The following is a 19,335-nucleotide window of genomic DNA, read 5'->3' as shown; positions in this document are numbered from 1 at the left end:
CATTTGCGTGTATTGTGGATTTATTTTTACAGCAATCGTAAAGAAAAAATTACTATACCGTAAAAGCTTTACCACGCTATCGCCGCTTCAGCTAATGCCACATATTGGTTAATTTCAGGAGATTGTTTCGCGGCGTGCGTTTTTCGGGCGAAAAGCTGCTACTACTTTCTCATCGGTTTCCACATAGGGGCCGTCAAGCAGCTGTATACAATACGGTACACTTGCAAAGATGCCGTGAACGAGGACGCTGCCATCTTCCGCCTTCAGCCCTTCCAGCGTCTCTTTGATCGACTTCGGCTGCCCCGGCAGGTTCAGAATCAACGCCTGCTTGCGGATCACTCCCACCTGGCGGGAAAGAATGGCCGTCGGGACAAAGTGTAGACTGATCTGGCGCATCTGTTCGCCGAAGCCCGGCATTTCACGATCGGCGATCGCCAGCGTTGCGTCCGGCGTCACGTCGCGGCGCGCGGGGCCGGTTCCGCCCGTCGTCAGAACAAGGTGGCAGCTCATCTCATCCACCAGCTCGCAGAGCGTCTGCTCGATGATCGGCTGTTCGTCAGGGATCAGGCGGGTCTGAATGTCAAAGGGGGTGGTCAGCGCGCTGCCAAGCCACTCTTCCAGAGCAGGGATGCCTTTATCCTGGTAAACGCCGCTGGAGGCGCGGTCAGAAATCGACACTAAGCCGATGCGTAAGGTATTCATATCCATTCCATTCAAAAAGTACTGATTAAAGGGAATGATACACGCAGAGAGGAGATTCAGACAGGGTACGAAAGAAGTCGCGTGACCGGGAGCCCGGTCACGCAGAATGATTACAGCAGGTCGCCGATCATTTTTTCCAGTTTGCCCTGGTCAACAGCAAACTTACGGATACCGTCCGCCAGTTTGTCTACAGCCATTGGATCCTGGTTGTGCTGCCACAGGAACTCGGATTCAGTGATGCGCTCTGGGCGTGCTTTCACTTCACCGGTGTAGGACAGCTTACGCTCGATGGTACCTTCGCTTTCTGCCAGCTCTTTCAGCAGCGCAGGGGCGATGGTCAGGCGGTCACAGCCAGCCAGCTCGATGATTTCACCGACGTTACGGAAGCTTGCGCCCATAACCACGGTCTCATAGCCGTGCTGTTTGTAGTATTCGTAGATTTCAGTAACAGAAACCACGCCTGGATCTTCAGCCGGTGCGTACTCTTTCTTATCGGTGTTGGCTTTGTACCAGTCCAGAATACGGCCCACGAACGGAGAAATCAGGTATACGCCCGCTTCTGCACATGCGCGCGCCTGCGCGAAGGAGAACAGCAGGGTCAGGTTACAGTTGATACCGTCTTTTTCCAGTTGCTCTGCCGCGCGGATACCCTGCCAGGTAGAAGCCAGTTTGATCAGGATACGGTCGTTGCTGATGCCAGCATCGTTGTACATTTTGATCAGACGTTTCGCTTTGGCGATAGACGCTTCGGTGTCGTAGGAGAGACGTGCATCCACTTCGGTAGAGATACGGCCAGGAACCAGTTTCAGGATTTCCAGACCGATGTTCACTGCCAGCTTGTCGGTAGCGTCCACAACCTGCTGCGCGCGGTCGTTGCTCTGTGCTTTCGCCCAGGTCACTGCGTCGTCAATCAGTTTGCGATACTCAGGGATCTGTGCGGCGTTAAGGATCAGAGAAGGGTTGGTTGTGGCATCCTGCGGCTGGTACAGCTTCATTGCCGCGATATCTCCGGTGTCAGCTACGACAGTGGTGAACTGACGAAGGGAGGTCAATTTATCCGTCATGATAGTGTTTCTCTTTTAACGTGCCCTGGATAATTCACGCTACCGACAGCATGCCTGCAGCGGAAAAATGACAGGTTTACTTGTTAGGGGGATGTAACCGGTCTGCCCTGATGATAACACGAGTGAGAGGCAGCGCAACCGCAGACAGTGCGCTTAGGCAGAGTATGGTAAACTCGGAAGATTAACAGGCTGCTAAGCAACAGCATGCCCAATCAGTGGTAGCGCTTACATATTCACTTTGGCATCAACAAGAGGGACGTTAATGCCTGATTTCTTTTTCTTTATTAACGAAGTCCTGTGGGGTTCGATAATGATTTACCTGCTTCTGGGAGCAGGTATTTGGTTTACGCTACGCAGTGGGTTTATCCAGTTTCGTTATATTCGCAAGTTTGGCAGAAGTCTGAAAAACAGCGTTACGCCCCAGCCGGGCGGATTAACGTCGTTCCAGGCACTCTGTACCAGCCTGGCGGCACGCCTCGGCAGCGGGAATCTGGCGGGCGTTGCGCTGGCCATCAGCGCCGGTGGGCCAGGCGCGGTCTTCTGGATGTGGGTGACGGCGCTACTCGGGATGGCCACCTCCTTTGCCGAAAGTTCGCTCGCCCAGCTGTATAAAGAGAAAGATAAAAACGGCCAGTTTCGCGGCGGTCCTGCCTGGTACATGGCGCGTGGCTTAGGGATGCGCTGGATGGGCGTTCTGTTCTCGCTTTTTTTACTGCTCGCGTACGGCCTTATTTTTAATACCGTCCAGGCAAATTCTGTCGCCAATGCCCTGCGCTATGCCTTCTCCTGCCCGGAGTGGGTCGCCGGTATTGCTTTAGCCCTCGTCGTTCTGCTCACTATTTCTGCCGGTCTCAGGGGCATCGCCCGCCTGATGCAGTGGCTGGTTCCCGTTATGGCGCTGCTTTGGATTGCCGCGAGTCTGTTCGTCGCCGCACTGCATATCGACCAGGTGCCGGGCGTGATTGCGACCATCGTCAAAAGCGCTTTTGGCTGGCGCGAGGTGGCCTCCGGGGCGCTGGGCTACACCTTCAGCCAGGCGCTGATGGCGGGTTTTCAGCGGGGCATGTTCTCCAATGAAGCCGGAATGGGGTCAACCCCCAACGCGGCCGCTGCCGCCTCTTCCTGGCCGCCGCACCCCGCCGCACAGGGCATTGTGCAGATGATTGGCGTCTTTACCGATACCATTATCATCTGCTCCGCCAGCGCCATGATTTTGCTGCTGGCAGGCCCCGTCCCGCATTCTTCTGGTACCGCCGGGATACAGCTTCTCCAGCAGGCGCTGGTGAACCTGACCGGCGGCTGGGGAGCAGGATTTGTCTCGCTCGTCCTGGTGCTGTTTGCCTTCAGCTCGATTGTGGTGAATTACCTCTACGCCGAAAATAACCTTATTTTCCTGAAACTCGACTCCCGCGCCGCAATCGGAGCCCTGCGTCTCGCGGTCATATTGATGATCATCGCTGGCTCCTTCCTCAGTATGCCGCTGGTCTGGCAGCTGGCCGATATCATTATGGCGCTGATGGCGATCACGAACCTCACCGCTATCCTGCTGCTCTCACCCGTTGTGACCCTGATTGCCAGAGACTATCTGCGTCAGCGCAAACTCGGCGTTCCTCCGGTATTTGATCCCGCCCGCTATCCCGACGTTAAGGCGCAGCTTGCCCCCGGCACGTGGGATGATTTGCCGCGGCAATAACAGCTATCGATCAATTCAGGGCGATTTTTTGCTAAAGTCGCTCTAAATTTCCTGCAAGGACTGGATATGCTGATTCTGATTTCACCTGCAAAAACGCTCGACTACCAGAGCCCGCTCGCCACCGAGCGCTATACCCGGCCTGAACTGCTGGACTACTCGCAACAGCTGATCCGCGAAGCGCGCAAGCTCTCTGCGCCGCAAATCGCCTCGCTGATGAGCATCAGCGACAAGCTGGCCGATCTTAACGCGACCCGCTTTCACGAGTGGCGCCCGGATTTCACCCCGGCGAACGCTCGCCAGGCGATTCTGGCGTTTAAAGGTGACGTCTACACCGGCCTGCAGGCGGAAGATTTTAGCGAAGCCGATTTCGATTTTGCCCAGCAGCATCTGCGCATGCTGTCGGGTCTGTACGGCGTACTGCGCCCGCTGGATCTGATGCAGCCGTATCGTCTGGAGATGGGGATTCGCCTGGAAAATGCCAAAGGCAAAGATCTGTACCATTTCTGGGGCGATATCATTACCGACAAACTGAACGCGGCGCTGCACGCCCAGGGCGATAACGTGGTGATAAACCTGGCATCCGATGAATACTACAAGTCGGTGAAGCCGAAAAAGCTGGATGCGGAGATTATCAAACCGGTGTTCCTCGACGAGAAGAACGGTAAGTTCAAAGTGATCAGCTTCTACGCCAAGAAAGCGCGCGGCCTGATGAGCCGCTACATCATCCAGAACCGCCTGACGAAGCCAGAGCAGCTGACCGCCTTTAACAGCGAAGGCTATTTCTTTGACGAGTCGTCGTCGGGGAAAGGCGAGCTGGTGTTTAAGCGCCACGAGCAGTAAAAACAAACCCCGCCAGCTGGCGGGTTTTGCATTAATGGTGTTTCCAGTCCGGGCCGCGATCGTCACGGTGGTCATCGTGGTGATGGTCATCGTGACGATCGTCGTGTTTACGATGCTCATCATGTGGACGCCAGTGGTTATCACGCCAGTCATAATGCGCCTTCCACCAGTCGTGGTCGCGCCAGCGGCCGCCGTCCCAGTAATGACCGTTGTTGTCCTGGTCGCCAATCTGCAGTTTGACCGCCGGTACGAGGGTAATTTCAGATGCCTGAACCGCCATGGGGGCGGCCAGCACCAGTGAAAGCGCGATGAGTGCAGGTTTCAGTGTAGACACAGGTGACTCCTTATTCTTCTTGCCCAACGTGGGCCGATGTAAGGAGATTACGCGAGGGGAACGGGGGATGTTATTCTCTGCAATCCTAAACGCTAAGTGACCGCATTTATTGGGAATTTCTGCTTTTTTCCTGCTTTTTCTCTCCTTAATTTCTCCATAAAAAAGCCGGGTGGCGGCTTCGCCTTACCCGGCCTACGATTAGGTCGTCGTGGTCGTTATAGGCCCGGTAAGGCGTAGCCGCCACCGGGTAACACAATCACGCACGCGTCATCATCAGCTTACGCAGCGCGGCAAAATCTGCCGGCAGCTCATGTGACAGCAGAGGCAGGTCGGCGCGCTCGGCCAGCTCTTTCGGCAGCGGCAGCGTTTCGCCCAGGATCGCTTCCACGCTCTCTTTGAACTTCGCCGGATGCGCGGTGCCCAGGAACAGGCCATATTCACCCGGGTTAAGCTGGTCGCGCAGCGCGCGGTAGGCAATTGCCGCGTGCGGTTCAGAGATATACCCCACCGCTTTCATCTCGCGCATGGTCTCTTTGGTGGTTTCATCCGTCACCGCGGCGTAACCCAGGTCACCCAAACGCCAGATCTTACGGCGGAACAGCTCTTCCACGCGCGGCCAGTTGTTCGGCTGTGACACATCCATCGCGTTGGAGAGCGTCGCCTGCGTGGCGTTCGGCGCCCACTTCCCGTCTTTCAGGAAGCGCGGCACGGTGTCGTTGGCGTTGGTCGCCGCGATAAAGCGTTTCACCGGCAGACCCAAGGATTTCGCCAGCAGACCTGCCGTCAGGTCACCGAAGTTACCGCTCGGCACGGAGATCACCAGCTGGTTGCGCGCTTCCTGCGGCAGCTGCGCCACCGCTTCGAAGTAGTAGCAGATCTGCGCCAGCAGACGGCTGATGTTGATGGAGTTGGCAGAGTTGAGACCCAGAGCCACCTTCAGCTCTTCGTCGTCGAAGGCCTGCTTGACCAGCGCCTGGCAGGCATCGAAATCGCCGTCAATTGCCACGGTTTCAATGTTGCCGCCGAGCGTACAGAACAGTTTTTCCTGCAGCGGGCTGATTTTGCCTTTCGGATAGAGGATCACCACGCGGACGTTTTTCAGGCCGTAGAAGGCATGCGCCACCGCCGCACCGGTATCGCCGGATGTCGCGGTCAGGATGGTCACCGGTTTGTCGCCGCTGATGTGGGTCAGCATCTGCGCCATAAAGCGGCCGCCGAAGTCTTTAAACGCCAGCGTCGGGCCGTGGAACAGCTCCAGGCAGCCAACGTCAGGCTCAACCTGCTTAACCGGCGCCGGGAAAGCGAACGCCGCACGCACGCGCTCTTCCAGCAGCTCCTGCGGAATTTCGTCGCCGATAAACGCAGACAGAATTTTGGTGCTGCGGGTGACGAAGTCCTGTTTCAGCAGCTCGTCGATGTCGGTCAGCTGGAATTCCGGCAGGTCATGCGGGAAGAACAGCCCCTGATTTTTGCCTAGCCCCTGAGTTACCGCCTGCGCGAAGCTGACCTGCTCGTTATGATCTTTAAGGTTATAGAGTTTCATTAATTATCCCAGTACTCGTGCGCCAGCCGTGTCCAGACGGCAAATATGAACAAAGCCTTCCTGATTTTGCAGGTAGTGTTTAGAGAGCCAGTCCGCCACGCGCTGCGCGGTGTCAGGCTTGTCGCACAGGGCGAACAGCGTCGGGCCGGAGCCGGAGATGCCGCACGCCTGCGCGCCGATATCCATCGATGCCTGTCGCGCCTCGTTAAAGCCAGGCAGCAGCTTCGTGCGGTACGGCTCGGCAATGACATCCTTCATCAGCTTCGCCGCCAGCTGCGGCTGACGGGTGTAGCAGGCATGAATAAAGCCCGCCAGATGACGCCCGTGAGCGATACAGTCCTGACGACGATACTGCGCGGGCAGGATCGCACGCGCTTCCGCGGTAGAGACCTTAATGCCCGGATAGGCCAGCACCCACAGCCACTCATCAAACCCTGGCACCTGCTGGCTGATGATGCCATTTTCTTCGATCATCAGCTGCATGCCGCCGAGGAAGCACGGCGCCACGTTGTCATAGTGAATGCTGCCGGAGATGCGCCCTTCCAGCTCGCCCATCAACCCCAGCAGGCGGTTGTTGTTCAGCGGCTTACCGCAGTGCTCGTTCATCGCCACCAGCGCGGCGACTACCGAGCAGGCGCTGGAACCCAGACCCGAGCCAATCGGCATACTTTTTTCCAGCGTCATGGCAACCGGCACGTTTTTACCGATCTCCTGACAGAAGCGTTCCCAGCACTGATAGACGATATTCTCGCGCGGCTCAGACGGCAGTTTGCTGGCGAAGCGGCCCACGTTCTTCAGGCTGAAGCTGTCTGCCGCTTCCACCGTGACCGTATCGCCCAGCAGTGAACCATCCACCGGCGTCACCGCCGCGCCCAGCACGTCAAATCCGACGCTCATATTCGCGCTGGAAGCCGGGGCATAAACTTTGACCATGTTAAACTCCTAACTTCCATGACAGGGTACGCAGCAGATCGGCAAACACACCCGCCGCCGTAACATCGTTCCCTGCGCCATAGCCGCGAAGCACCAGCGGCAGTGGCTGATAATAGTGGCTGTAAAACGCGAGGGCGTTTTCGCCGTTTTTAACTTTGTACAGCGGGTCGTTGCCATCCACTTCGGCAATCTTCACCCGGCACACGCCATCTTCTTCAATGTTGCCAACATAGCGCAATACCTTACCTTCATCACGGGCTTTCGCCACACGAGCGGCAAAAGCATCGTCAAGCTGCGGCAAATTTGCCATGAATGCAGCGACATCACCGCTGCTGTCAAATTCTGCCGGCAAGACCGGTTCAATCACGATATCGGAAAGCTCAAGCTCACGGCCCGTTTCACGCGCGAGGATCAGCAGCTTGCGCGCCACGTCCATACCGGAAAGGTCGTCACGCGGATCCGGCTCGGTATAGCCCAGCTCGCGCGCGGCGCGGGTCGCATCCGACAGGCTCATGCCTTCATCCAGCTTGCCGAAGATAAACGACAGCGAGCCGGAGAGAATGCCGGAGAAACGCTGCAGTTCGTCGCCCGCGTTAAGAAGGTTCTGCAGGTTCTCGATAACCGGCAGGCCCGCGCCCACGTTGGTGTCGTACAGGAACTTACGGCGCGACTTGCTCGCCGCCAGACGCAGCTGGTGATAGTAATCCATCGACGAGGTGTTGGCCTTTTTGTTCGGCGTCACCACGTGGAACCCTTCGCGCAGGAAGTCGGCGTACTGGTCGGCCACCGCCTGGTTAGAGGTACAGTCGACGATCACCGGGTTAAGCAGATGATACTCTTTCACCAGACGGATCAGGCGGCCCAGGTTGAACGGCTCTTTCGCCTCGTTCATCTCGGCCTGCCAGTTTTCCAGGTTCAGACCGTGAACGTTAGTCAGCAACGCTCTGGAGTTGGCAATCCCGCAGACGCGCAGATCGATATGTTTCTTCTTCAGCCACTCCTGCTGACGCTTCACCTGCTCCAGCAGCGCGCCGCCCACCCCGCCGACGCCAATCAGGAACAGCTCGATAACCTGATCGGTGTTGAACAGCATCTGGTGAACCACGCGTACGCCGGTGGTGGCGTCATCGTTGTCCACGACAACAGAAATTGAACGCTCTGACGAGCCCTGGGCAATCGCCACGATATTGATATTGGCGCGCGCCAGCGCGGCAAAGAACTTGGCGGAGATACCGCGCAGCGTGCGCATGCCGTCGCCGACCACGGAGATGATCGCCAGGCGTTCCTGAATGGCGAGCGGCTCCAGCAGCTCTTCTTTCAGCTCCAGATAGAACTCTTCCTCCAGCGCGCGGCGGGCGCGCAGGCAGTCGGCCTGCGGCACGCAGAAGCTGATGCTGTATTCGGAAGAGGACTGGGTAATCAACACCACCGAGATACCGTTGCGGGACATAGCAGCAAAGACGCGCGCCGCCATGCCGACCATTCCCTTCATCCCCGGACCGGAGACGCTGAACATCGCCATGTTGTTGAGGTTGGAGATGCCTTTGACCGGCAAACCGTCTTCATCGGTACTCGCGCCAATCAGCGTACCCGGCGCCTGCGGGTTACCGGTGTTTTTAATCAGGCAAGGGATCTGGAACTGGGCAATCGGGGAGATGGTACGCGGGTGAAGCACTTTGGCGCCGAAGTAGGAAAGCTCCATCGCTTCCTGGTACGACATCGACTTCAGCAGCCTGGCGTCCGGAACCTGGCGCGGGTCGCAGGTATAAACGCCGTCGACGTCAGTCCAGATTTCACAACAGTCCGCACGTAAACAGGCGGCCAGCACGGCGGCGGAGTAGTCGGAGCCGTTACGGCCCAGCACCACCAGCTCGCCTTTCTCGTTACCGGCGGTGAAGCCTGCCATCAGGATCATATGGTCAGGCGGGATTTTGCTGGCGGCGATACGGCGGGTTGATTCGGCAATATCAACGGTGGATTCGAGGTAGTGGCCCACCGCCAGCAGTTTTTCAACCGGATCGATCACCGTCACGCTACGGCCGCGCGCTTCCAGCACGCCGGCCATGATAGCGATAGAGAGTTTTTCGCCCCGGCAGATCAGCGCCGCGTTGACGCTGTCCGGGCACTGGCCGAGAAGGCTAATGCCGTGCAGGACGTGTTTGATTTGCGCGAATTCCTGCTCAACGAAGGACTTCAGCTGAGCGTGCGGGAAGCCAGGCAGCGCCTCTGCCAGCCCTTGCAGTAAGTCAGCGAAGATACGCTCTGCGTCGCTGATGTTCGGGAGTGCATCCTGGCCACCGATGGTTTTTTCAATCATCGCCACCAGATGGTTCGTGATTTTTGCCGGGGCAGAGAGCACGGTAGCAACCTGCCCCTGCCTGGCGTTACTTTCCAGGATATCGGCAACACGCAGAAAACGTTCTGCATTTGCCACTGATGTACCGCCGAACTTCAACACTCGCATGGTTCTACCTCGTTTCCTTTAGCCGAAAAAAAAGCCCGCACTGTTCAGGTGCGGGCTTTTTTTTGTTTTTCCTGTACGCGTCAGCCCGCATCGTTACCTGTGGTAATGATGATGGTTGTAGTAATGGTGGTGATGCTGATGCGTTTCATGGATGTTGTGTACTCTGTCATTATTATCTGTCTGTCCTGTATTCTTTTAGGGTTAAAGGATCGGGCACCTTAAGTCAACGAATTTTTAATTTGATCACAATTCGGGAGACTCTCACCTCCCGCTGTTTGCAGATTTATTTTCATCCGATTCGCCCAATAGCAACCCTTCCGGACAGACTTATTCGCCATATTAAAAACTTATGACAGGATTTTACTCCGCCAATTTTTTTTCAATATCGTGCAGCAAACGGTGCAGCATTGCGGTGTCCCGCTGCTCAAGACGGCCCAAACGCTGCTGCAGCCAGTCAGCCATTTTCTGATCGTCCGCCACCCCCAGCTGAGACAACAGTTGCTCAACGCGAGCGCGCAGCGCAGCCAGCTGATTTTCATTTGCCCCTTCTGCCGGAGGTTGGGGGATTTGTATTAGGGAGGCTAATTGATAGCAGTAGACCATGACCGCCTGGCCTAAATTCAGGGAGGGATAATCGGCGACCATCGGCGCACCGGTAAGAACGTCCGCCAGCTCCAGCTCTTCGTTGGTTAATCCTGAATCTTCGCGACCAAACACCAGGGCGGCTTTATCCAGCCACTGGCTTTTCTCACTCAGCATCGGCACCAGCTCCGCTGGCGTGGCATAGTAATGGAACTTCGCACGGCTGCGCGCGGTGGTCGCAACGGTAAACGAAATGTCGTGCAGCGCGTCAGCAAGCGTAGCGTAAGTGGTTATATTATCGAGGATATCGCCCGATCCGTGCGCTACCCAACGAGCCGCAGGCTCCAGGTGGGCAGTGCTGTCCACGATACGTAAATCGGTGAACCCCATGGTCTTCATGGCACGCGCGGCAGCGCCTATATTTTCGGCTCTGGCTGGGGCAACCAGTACAATCGACAGATGCATTTATGCTCTCTTTTTAATCAGTTAGCGGGTAAAAATGTGATGCACTTCAACATATTACGCAGCGCGAATTTACAAAATTGCAACACAAATCACCGAAATAGCGTTTCATAACAAATTAAAAACGCTAAACTATTCCTTGTCTGAACAATCAGTTAGAATGTTAACAGAACACTATTATCCCTATGTTTTATAATGATAATAGCAATATGAATACCCTATTCTGATTGGATTCGCTTCGTTTATAAATCAATGTCCGCAACTAGTTGGTTTATTGAAAAATTGTGACAAAGGCTAGCATTCCGCTACGATGATTTCATCAAACTGTTAACGTGCTACAATTGAACTTGATATATGTCAACGAAGCGTAGTTTTATTGGGTGTCTGGTGTCACTTAGCCTGTTATGTTGCTGTTAAAATGGTTAGGATGACAGCCGTTTTTGACACTGTCGGGTCCAAAGGGAAAGTACCCAAGACCAAGCTAATGATGTTGTTGACGTTGATGGAAAGTGCATCAAGAACGCAATTACGTACTTTAGTCACGTTAAGCCGATCATGTTAATTTGCGACATGCATCAGGCAGGTCAGGGACTTTTGTACTTCCTGTTTCGATTTAGTTGGCAATTTAGGTAGCAAACATGCAGACCCCGCACATTCTTATCGTTGAAGACGAGTTGGTAACACGCAACACGTTAAAGAGCATTTTCGAAGCAGAAGGCTACGATGTCTTTGAAGCGACCGATGGCGCAGAGATGCATCAGATCCTTTCTGAAAATGATATCAACCTGGTGATCATGGATATTAACCTGCCGGGCAAAAACGGTCTTCTTCTGGCGCGCGAACTGCGCGAGCAGGCGAACGTCGCGTTAATGTTCCTGACGGGCCGTGATAACGAAGTTGATAAAATTCTTGGCCTGGAAATCGGTGCGGATGACTACATCACCAAGCCGTTCAATCCTCGCGAGTTAACCATTCGTGCACGCAACCTGCTGTCCCGCACCATGAACCTGGGTACGGTCAGCGAAGAGCGTCGTAGCGTAGACAGCTACAAATTCAACGGCTGGGAACTTGATATCAATAGCCGTTCGTTGATTAGCCCGAACGGTGAGCAGTATAAACTGCCGCGCAGTGAATTCCGCGCGATGCTGCACTTCTGCGAAAACCCGGGCAAAATTCAGTCCCGTGCAGAGCTGCTGAAGAAAATGACCGGCCGTGAGCTGAAACCACACGACCGTACCGTAGACGTGACCATTCGTCGTATTCGTAAGCATTTCGAATCTACGCCAGATACGCCGGAAATCATCGCCACGATCCACGGCGAAGGGTATCGTTTCTGCGGCGATCTGCAGGAGTAATCCCGCAGTTAACGCATTAAAAAACGGCGCAAATGCGCCGTTTTTTTATTCCCGCCATGGCATAATCGGCACCGCGCTGATTGCGTTTTTCGGCGAGCCTTCCACCACTTTGTCAGAGTAGGCAAGGTACGCCAGGGTGTTGCGTTTGGCATCATAGAAACGCACCACCTGCAGTTTTTTGAACACCAGCGAAGTCCGTTTCTGGAATACCACGTCGCCCTGCGCTTTGCCGTTTTTAATTTTATCGCTCAACTCAACCGGCCCCACCTGCTGACAAGAAATCGCCGCATCGGAGGTATCTTCCGCCAGTCCCAGCCCGCCTTTGATACCGCCCGTTTTCGCGCGGCTGACGTAGCAGGTGACGTTTTTCACGTCCGGATCGTCAAACGCCTCCACCACAATTTTGTGGTCAGGGCCGAACATTTTGAACACGGTATCGACGGAGCCAATCTGTTCTGCCTGCGCCACGCGCCCGACCATCAGCATCAACGCGGTGAAGATCAAAGTCTTGTATTTCATATTGTTACCATTCTTTAAAATTACACTGAGCGATTATTCAACACTTTAGACAAAAATGTAGCAAGATCACAGGATTAGAATATATCTGCCTGTAATGTGCTCTAAAAAGCATGAATGCGCAAAAAAAACACTGAATGCTAAAACATCAAAAAATGCTATTATCCGCTAACCTGTTATCAGGCACCTGCTGTTTTAAGGATGAGGATAGTATATGGATCAGGCTGGAATTATTCGCGACCTGCTCACCTGGCTGGAAGGTCATCTCGACCAGCCTTTGTCACTGGATAATGTGGCGGCTAAAGCAGGCTATTCCAAGTGGCATCTGCAAAGGATGTTCAAGGATGTCACCGGTCATGCTATCGGGGCCTATATTCGCGCACGTCGTTTATCAAAATCTGCGGTGGCATTGCGCCTGACCGCGCGGCCGATTCTGGATATTGCCCTGCAATATCGTTTCGATTCGCAGCAGACCTTCACCCGCGCCTTTAAAAAACAGTTCTCGTTGACGCCAGCGCTGTATCGTCGCTCGCCTGACTGGAGCTCGTTTGGCATGCGTCCGCCGCTGCGTCTGGGCGAGTTCGCGATGCCGAAATATGAAATTGTCGCGCTGCCGGAAACCCATCTGATCGGCACGACGCAAAGCTACTCCTGTTCACTGGAGCAGATTTCTGAGTTCCGTCATCAGATGCGCGTCCAGTTCTGGCGCGACTTCCTGAGCCACGCGCCGACGATCCCGCCAATCCTGTATGGCCTCAACGAAACGCACCCAAGCCAGGAAAAAGACGACGAGCAGGAGGTGTTCTACACCACCGCGCTGACGCCAGAGATGGCCAACGGGTATATTCAGGGTTCGAAGCCTGTCGTGCTGGAAGGCGGCGAATACGTGATGTTCGCCTATGAAGGGCTGGGAACGGGGGTTCAGGAGTTTATCCTGACCGTTTACGGAACCTGCATGCCGATGCTGAATCTGAATCGCCGTAAAGGTCAGGACATTGAGCGCTACTACCCGGCGCAGGATGCCAAACCGGAAGAAGGCCCCATCAATCTGCGTATGGAATTCTTGATTCCAATACGTCGTTAACGCTGCAGTTCGTCAAGCGCAGGGGCATCAAGATGCGAAATGTCCCCTGCCATCTCCACTACCCAGCCCGACGCCAGCCACGCGCTTTCCTGATAATCAATCCGGGAAATGGAGCAGTTGCGCAGACGCAAACGGCGCTCAGCGTAAGCCGGTAACCCCAGAATGGTGCTCACCAGGCAACCCAGCGCAATCCCGTGACTCACCAGCAGCGGACGGCTTCCCGCCGGCAGCTTCAGGCATTCCGCCAGGGCGGCATGCATGCGTACGCTGAGCTCCTGCATGGATTCGCCTTCAGGAATACGGCCATCTTCGGTACCGTTCACCAGCGTGCGGCGCCAGCCCTCCTCCGCTTCCGTCAGCGTATCGATATGGCGTTTTTCCAGCACGCCCATATCCAGCTCGCGCAGGCGCGGCTCCAGCATGACGTCACAGCCGCAGGCATCTGCGATGATGCGCGCCGTCTGCTGTGTGCGACCTAAATCGCTGGTAATCACGTGGGTAATGCCCAGCGTTCTGGCGCGTTCCGCCACCTGCCACGCTTGCTGCACACCCTTCTCGGTGAGAGGACTGTCTGACTGGCCTTGAATACGTCGCTCGGCGTTCCACTGCGTTTCACCGTGGCGAACAAGGTATACCTGTAACATGCTTTTTTTCCGTTATACTGCGATGAGTTTTTTTTGAATCGAGCTTAATTATGCACCATGTTGTCTCTGCTACCACTAATCCTGCCAAAATTCAGGCAATTCTAAGGGCATTTGACGAGATCTTCGGCGCAGGATCCTGCCATATTGAGGCCATCGGCGTCGAGAGTGGCGTTCCTGAACAGCCGTTTGGCAGCGAGGAAACGCGCGCTGGCGCACGAAATCGCGTGGCAAACGCTAAGGCTGCCGCACCGAATGCTGACTTTTGGGTAGCGATTGAAGCAGGTATCGACGAAGGCGCAACCTTTAGCTGGGTTGTCATCGAAAGCCGCGAGCAGCGAGGTGAAGCGCGTTCGGCCACCCTGCCGCTGCCGGAGATCATTCTGGAAAAAGTCCGTGCGGGTGAAGCGCTCGGGCCGGTGATGTCGCAGTACACCGGCATCGATGAGATTGGCCGTAAAGAAGGGGCAATTGGCGTCTTTACCGCAGGCGCGCTGACGCGTTCAGGCGTTTACCACCAGGCGGTGATTCTGGCGTTAAGCCCGTTCCATAACGCGATTTATCGGTAAGTTTCCAGGCCGGATAAGGCGTAGCCGTCATCCGGCGTTTTTCAGCAATACCGCTTCCAGCCACTGGCGCAGCTCAACCGGCGCAGACTTCAGGCTGTTCGAGCCGCGGGTGATGGTTGCTATGCCCGCCCCGAGCTCATTTTTCAGCTCGCGCTGGCTCATCTCGCCGCGCAGCAGCTCTTCAATGATCCGCACGCGCGTGCCCAGCGCCTCACGCTCGTCCGGCGTGAGCATCAGCTGCATAAGGGGCAAGTGCAAATCCTGCTCGTAAGACTGACGCAGCAGCTCCACAAAACGAAGCCACTCCAGATGACGCTGTTCGGCCATTGCCGAGGAATACGGGGAATGCTGGGTCATGTTATGCTGCCTCTTGTACTCATTAGCGAGTACAGCATAACACAACCCACGCCGATCAGTAACGTCTCTGCCACTCGGCATCGCTCATCAGGGTATCTTTCTGCCCCATGAAGTAGCGATAGTAGGCGTCATAGGCCAGCACGTTCTTCACGTAGCCGCGCGTTTCCGAGAACGGGATGCTCTCAACAAACGCTACGGCGTCGATGCGTCCGGCGCTGTTGCCGAGCCAGGTGCGCACGCGCCCAGGACCCGCGTTATACGCCGCCGAAGAGAAGATACGGTTATTGCCGAACTGCTGATACACGTACTGGAGATAGCTGGTACCGATGTTGATGTTAGTATCCGGATCGAGGAGCTGTGACGGGCTGCTGTACCCCGGAATATTAAACATCTTCACCGTGTGCGTCGCCGTGCCTGGCATAATCTGCATCAGGCCGCTGGCGCCCACCGGGGAGCGGACTTTCGGGTTCCAGGCGCTCTCCTGACGGGCAATCGCCATCGCGTAGCTTTGCGGGATATCTTTGCCGCTGGTATAGCGATCGAAAAGATCTTTGTACGCCAGCGGGAAACGCTCTTCCAGATGATCCCAAAGCTTGCCGGCGATCGTCGCCTGCACGCTGAGATCCCACCAGTGATTATCAAACGCATAGCGGGCAAGCTGGGCTTTCTCATCGGTGGTGCGGCTGGTCACCAGATTCGCCCACTCGCTGCGCGCGGTGTTATCCATATTCCAGTACATCAGCTCGCGAACGCGCGCCATTTCTGGCCCCTGCGTCAGCGCCGGGTTCGCGTTGGCAGGCGCTTTATCTATACGGAAGGTGTATTCCTCGCCCAGACGCTGCGCGGCAGCCATTGGGTAAAACCCGCGCTGCTGCATCAGCGTATGGAGGATCTCTTTGGCTTCATCATCACGGCCGCGCTCCATCAGCAGATCGGCCTGCCAGTAGCGCCATTCGTCTTTCTCTTTGGCCTCCATTGGCAAACGCGCGAGCCAGGTATTGAGCCCGCGACGATCGCCCGTGCCCAGCGCCATGCGCACGCGGCGTTCCACCAGCGACGTAGAATTCGAACGCATAATCGCATCGTCACGCCAGCGCGCCTGTTCATCGGTCACATCGGTACCCATCAGTCGCCACGCCACGATGTCGCGCAGCTCCTGGGTTTGCTCCTCATTGAGCTGCTGCGCCTGCACCAGCTGCGGGATCATCAGCCGCGCGTTTTCCACATCGTCACGCGCCACGCTGGCAAAGGCCACCGCCGCCATCTGGCGGGTGAAATCGGTCGCGCCCGTACTGCGGGCAAAGGTCAGCACGCTGTTTGGATCGTTTGCCAGCGAGATAACCGCCGTGGAGATCGTCTGGTAATCGGACGGCATCTGCCCCGCCAGCGTGGTCACCAGACGCGTGTTACCGGCTTTCATCGCCAGACGGATGCGCTCAAGGTAGGACAGGGGATCCTGCTTGCCGGAAGCACGCCACGCGCTAAACAGGGAATCACAGGCGTTCGGCTGGTTTTTTCCGGTCAGCCAGAGCTCTTTCGCTCCGGTCCAGGCCTCTTCCTGCTGGCCGGTCGCCCATTTTGCGTAGTAATAGTTACACTGGGCTTCGGTGGCATTCGGCTTCTCAGGGCTAAACGCCAGCAGGCCGCGCCAGTCTTCGCGACGCGCCAGCTCATTCACAAAGCGAGACTGGAGATTTCGGGCAGGCGGCAGGGTCGGGTTCGCCTGAATGAAGTTATTCACGGTGACGGTAGGCTGGTTCATCAGGTCGTCCGTAATCTGGCGATACTCCAGATACGGATACAGCGGATAATCCTTTAGCGTCGGCATCAGCGCCTGCACGGTATCCATCTGCTTGTTGTCCCACGCCTGTTTAATCTGGGCGTAGCGGTTACGTTGTTCATCCAGTGAATCGGCATGCACCGCCTGGCTTACCGCCATTACGCATACGCTGGCAGCCAGCAGACGCCAGACCACCCGTTTGGCTTTTTCCACAAGCTCTTCCTCATTGTTTTTTCGTCAATTGCAGCGTCTTGCCACGTCAAAGTCTAATTAACTTATGCTAACCAGGCATCCTTCAACGCGCCACGTCATGGACACTTTTTTACCTTTCTTGCGCGTTTTAACACTCCCGACGTTCCTGGCTGGGATTAGGACGTGAAAAAGGCTACACTTCGAGGCTGAAATTCCTTCTCATTACGATAAAAGAGGCGAAGTCCAACGTGGCTCAATTCGTTTATACCATGCATCGTGTCGGCAAAGTTGTCCCGCCGAAACGTCATATTCTTAAAAATATCTCGCTGAGCTTCTTCCCGGGCGCAAAAATCGGTGTTCTGGGTCTCAACGGTGCCGGTAAGTCCACCCTGCTGCGCATCATGGCCGGCATTGATACAGACATCGAAGGTGAAGCCCGTCCGCAGCCTGGCATCAAGATTGGTTACCTGCCGCAGGAACCTCAGCTGAACCCGGAACACACCGTTCGCGAATCCGTTGAAGAAGCGGTATCCGAAGTGGTTAACGCGCTGAAAGGTCTGGATGAAGTGTATGCCAAATACGCTGAGCCGGATGCGGACTTCGACAAGCTGGCCGCGCAGCAGGGCAAGTATGAAGAGATCATCCAGGCGCACGACGGTCACAACCTGAACGTGCAGCTGGAGCGCGCGGCTGATGCCCTCCGTCTGCCGGACTGGGATGCGAAAATCGCTAACCTCTCCGGGGGTGAACGCCGCCGCGTGGCGCTGTGCCGCCTGCTGCTGGAAAAACCAGACATGCTGCTGCTCGACGAACCGACTAACCACCTGGATGCAGAATCCGTGGCGTGGCTGGAGCGCTTCCTGCACGACTTCGAAGGCACCGTTGTGGCGATTACCCACGACCGTTACTTCCTCGACAACGTCGCTGGCTGGATCCTGGAGCTGGACCGCGGCGAAGGTATTCCGTGGGAAGGCAACTACTCTTCCTGGCTGGAGCAGAAAGATCAGCGTCTGGCGCAGGAAGCTTCTCAGGAAGCGGCGCGTCGTAAGTCTATCGAGAAAGAGCTGGAGTGGGTTCGTCAGGGCGCGAAAGGCCGTCAGTCTAAGGGCAAAGCCCGTCTGGCACGCTTCGAAGAGCTGAACAACACCGAATACCAGAAACGTAACGAAACCAACGAACTGTTTATTCCACCTGGAGCACGTCTTGGGGATAAAGTGGTTGAAGTTACCAACCTGCGTAAGTCCTACGGCGACCGTCTGCTGATCGACGACCTGACCTTCTCCGTACCGAAAGGCGCTATCGTTGGCATCATCGGTCCGAACGGCGCGGGTAAATCGACCCTGTTCCGCATGATGTCCGGCCAGGAACAGCCTGACAGCGGCTCTATCACCCTGGGTGAAACCGTGAAGCTGGCCTCCGTTGACCAGTTCCGTGACGCGATGGATAACAGCAAAACCGTGTGGGAAGAAGTCTCCGGCGGTCTGGATATCATGCGTATCGGCAACACCGAGATGCCAAGCCGCGCCTATGTTGGCCGCTTTAACTTCAAAGGCACCGACCAGGGCAAACGCGTGGGCGAGCTGTCCGGCGGTGAGCGCGGTCGTCTGCACCTGGCGAAGCTGCTGCAGGTGGGCGGTAACGTTCTGCTGCTCGATGAACCAACCAACGACCTGGATATCGAAACCCTGCGCGCGCTGGAAAACGCCCTGCTGGAATTCCCGGGCTGCGCGATGGTTATCTCGCACGACCGCTGGTTCCTGGACCGTATCGCGACCCACATCCTGGACTACCAGGACGAAGGTAAAGTGGAGTTCTTCGAAGGTAACTTCACCGAATACGAAGAGTATAAGAAACGCACGCTGGGCGCCGACGCGCTGGAGCCGAAGCGTATTAAGTACAAGCGTATCGCGAAATAAAAGCAAAACGGCAACCTCGGTTGCCGTTTTTTATGTTTGTACCCTCTCCCCGTGGGAGAGGGATCCAGTAATTTCCCAACTCGAAGCGATAAACATTTCTTTAGTAAAATAAATGGATTGCAGCGACACCCTGGTCCGGCTGTAAATCGCTGAGGCGTTTCCTGCAGGCCGGGGCGAGGCGCAGGGATGCGCCGAGAGGGCGGGCTTTACATGGACGTTGCCTCCGCCCGTACCCGACAAGCCGGAAGGAATAAGCCGAGGGCACCGCGAAGCGGCGATTTACCGCCGGGAGCCCGGGTCGCCAGGGC

At 56.0% G+C, this 19,335-nt stretch carries 19 protein-coding genes and 1 other annotated feature; of the genes, 6 read left to right on the top strand and 13 right to left on the bottom strand.

Annotation, left to right across the window (positions count from 1 at the left end):
• Positions 1 to 114: 114 nt before the first annotated feature.
• Both mog and tal read right to left on the bottom strand, forming a co-directional pair.
• Complete coding sequence (mog, locus tag ACMGGX_RS13020; RefSeq protein WP_023310343.1) at positions 115 to 702, bottom strand: molybdopterin adenylyltransferase; 588 nt, start codon at positions 700 to 702, stop codon at positions 115 to 117.
• 110 nt (positions 703 to 812) lie between these two features.
• The gene (tal, locus tag ACMGGX_RS13015; RefSeq protein ID WP_023310342.1) at positions 813 to 1,766 is read right to left on the bottom strand and encodes a transaldolase; all 954 of its coding nucleotides are present in this window, start codon (positions 1,764 to 1,766) and stop codon (positions 813 to 815) included.
• Positions 1,767 to 2,028: 262 nt separating this feature from the next.
• On the opposite strand from tal, the gene ACMGGX_RS13010 reads away from it, so the two are divergent.
• Both ACMGGX_RS13010 and yaaA read left to right on the top strand, forming a co-directional pair.
• Positions 2,029 to 3,459 (top strand): alanine/glycine:cation symporter family protein, encoded by a 1,431-nt coding sequence (locus tag ACMGGX_RS13010; protein WP_181594361.1) that lies wholly within the window; start codon positions 2,029 to 2,031, stop codon positions 3,457 to 3,459.
• A gap of 66 nt (positions 3,460 to 3,525) precedes the next feature.
• The gene (gene yaaA, locus ACMGGX_RS13005) at positions 3,526 to 4,299 is read left to right on the top strand and encodes a peroxide stress protein YaaA (protein WP_420298465.1); all 774 of its coding nucleotides are present in this window, start codon (positions 3,526 to 3,528) and stop codon (positions 4,297 to 4,299) included.
• A 31-nt stretch (positions 4,300 to 4,330) separates the two neighbouring features.
• On the opposite strand, the gene ACMGGX_RS13000 is transcribed toward yaaA, so the two are convergent.
• From ACMGGX_RS13000 to yjjY, 7 genes are all read right to left on the bottom strand, one after another.
• Positions 4,331 to 4,633: a DUF2502 domain-containing protein gene (locus ACMGGX_RS13000; protein WP_023310339.1), complete on the bottom strand. Its 303-nt coding sequence runs from the start codon at positions 4,631 to 4,633 to the stop codon at positions 4,331 to 4,333.
• 256 nt (positions 4,634 to 4,889) lie between these two features.
• Complete coding sequence (gene thrC, locus ACMGGX_RS12995) at positions 4,890 to 6,176, bottom strand: threonine synthase (protein ID WP_133550692.1); 1,287 nt, start codon at positions 6,174 to 6,176, stop codon at positions 4,890 to 4,892.
• Between the two features lie 3 nt (positions 6,177 to 6,179).
• The gene (gene thrB, locus ACMGGX_RS12990; RefSeq protein ID WP_063439479.1) at positions 6,180 to 7,109 is read right to left on the bottom strand and encodes a homoserine kinase; all 930 of its coding nucleotides are present in this window, start codon (positions 7,107 to 7,109) and stop codon (positions 6,180 to 6,182) included.
• 1 nt (position 7,110) lies between these two features.
• A complete protein-coding gene (gene thrA, locus ACMGGX_RS12985) occupies positions 7,111 to 9,573 on the bottom strand; it encodes a bifunctional aspartate kinase/homoserine dehydrogenase I (protein WP_348562002.1) in 2,463 nt (820 codons plus the stop codon).
• Between the two features lie 24 nt (positions 9,574 to 9,597).
• Positions 9,598 to 9,715, bottom strand: a sequence feature (Thr leader region).
• On the bottom strand, positions 9,654 to 9,722 hold the full coding sequence (thrL, locus tag ACMGGX_RS12980; protein ID WP_015572623.1) for a thr operon leader peptide: 69 nt from the start codon (positions 9,720 to 9,722) through the stop codon (positions 9,654 to 9,656). (Overlaps the previous feature by 62 nt.)
• Positions 9,723 to 9,933: 211 nt before the next feature.
• The gene (locus tag ACMGGX_RS12975; RefSeq protein WP_029740855.1) at positions 9,934 to 10,620 is read right to left on the bottom strand and encodes a tRNA/rRNA methyltransferase; all 687 of its coding nucleotides are present in this window, start codon (positions 10,618 to 10,620) and stop codon (positions 9,934 to 9,936) included.
• 399 nt (positions 10,621 to 11,019) lie between these two features.
• Positions 11,020 to 11,160: a protein YjjY gene (yjjY, locus tag ACMGGX_RS12970; RefSeq protein ID WP_085928893.1), complete on the bottom strand. Its 141-nt coding sequence runs from the start codon at positions 11,158 to 11,160 to the stop codon at positions 11,020 to 11,022.
• 95 nt (positions 11,161 to 11,255) lie between these two features.
• On the opposite strand from yjjY, the gene arcA reads away from it, so the two are divergent.
• Positions 11,256 to 11,972, top strand: coding sequence for a two-component system response regulator ArcA (gene arcA, locus ACMGGX_RS12965; RefSeq protein ID WP_003856501.1), 717 nt, complete (start codon positions 11,256 to 11,258; stop codon positions 11,970 to 11,972).
• Positions 11,973 to 12,017: 45 nt separating this feature from the next.
• On the opposite strand, the gene creA is transcribed toward arcA, so the two are convergent.
• Positions 12,018 to 12,491, bottom strand: a complete 474-nt coding sequence (creA, locus tag ACMGGX_RS12960; protein WP_032660778.1) for a protein CreA — start codon at positions 12,489 to 12,491, stop codon at positions 12,018 to 12,020.
• 211 nt (positions 12,492 to 12,702) lie between these two features.
• On the opposite strand from creA, the gene robA reads away from it, so the two are divergent.
• Positions 12,703 to 13,572, top strand: coding sequence for an MDR efflux pump AcrAB transcriptional activator RobA (gene robA, locus ACMGGX_RS12955; RefSeq protein ID WP_023310333.1), 870 nt, complete (start codon positions 12,703 to 12,705; stop codon positions 13,570 to 13,572).
• Here robA and gpmB read toward each other — a convergent pair.
• The gene (gene gpmB, locus ACMGGX_RS12950) at positions 13,569 to 14,216 is read right to left on the bottom strand and encodes a 2,3-diphosphoglycerate-dependent phosphoglycerate mutase GpmB (protein ID WP_023310332.1); all 648 of its coding nucleotides are present in this window, start codon (positions 14,214 to 14,216) and stop codon (positions 13,569 to 13,571) included. The genes robA and gpmB overlap by 4 nt on opposite strands.
• A 50-nt stretch (positions 14,217 to 14,266) precedes the next feature.
• Here gpmB and yjjX point away from each other — a divergent pair, with 50 nt between their 5' ends.
• Positions 14,267 to 14,782, top strand: coding sequence for an inosine/xanthosine triphosphatase (gene yjjX / locus ACMGGX_RS12945; RefSeq protein ID WP_023334447.1), 516 nt, complete (start codon positions 14,267 to 14,269; stop codon positions 14,780 to 14,782).
• Between the two features lie 27 nt (positions 14,783 to 14,809).
• On the opposite strand, the gene trpR is transcribed toward yjjX, so the two are convergent.
• Positions 14,810 to 15,139: a trp operon repressor gene (gene trpR / locus ACMGGX_RS12940; RefSeq protein ID WP_023310330.1), complete on the bottom strand. Its 330-nt coding sequence runs from the start codon at positions 15,137 to 15,139 to the stop codon at positions 14,810 to 14,812.
• A 55-nt stretch (positions 15,140 to 15,194) separates the two neighbouring features.
• Positions 15,195 to 17,132 carry a murein transglycosylase gene (gene sltY, locus ACMGGX_RS12935; protein ID WP_348561999.1) on the bottom strand — a complete coding sequence of 646 codons (1,938 nt, stop codon included), beginning with the start codon at positions 17,130 to 17,132 and terminating at the stop codon, positions 15,195 to 15,197.
• Between the two features lie 227 nt (positions 17,133 to 17,359).
• On the opposite strand from sltY, the gene ettA reads away from it, so the two are divergent.
• A complete protein-coding gene (ettA, locus tag ACMGGX_RS12930) occupies positions 17,360 to 19,027 on the top strand; it encodes an energy-dependent translational throttle protein EttA (protein ID WP_006810191.1) in 1,668 nt (555 codons plus the stop codon).
• The last annotated feature ends 308 nt before the right edge of the window (positions 19,028 to 19,335 follow it).

Source organism: Enterobacter sp. BNK-29 (genome assembly GCF_048684785.1).
In the GTDB taxonomy this organism is placed as follows: Bacteria; Pseudomonadota; Gammaproteobacteria; order Enterobacterales; family Enterobacteriaceae; genus Enterobacter; species Enterobacter cloacae_M.
The sequence above is the reverse complement of the archived record's forward strand: the minus strand, read 5'-3'. Positions and strand labels throughout refer to the sequence as shown.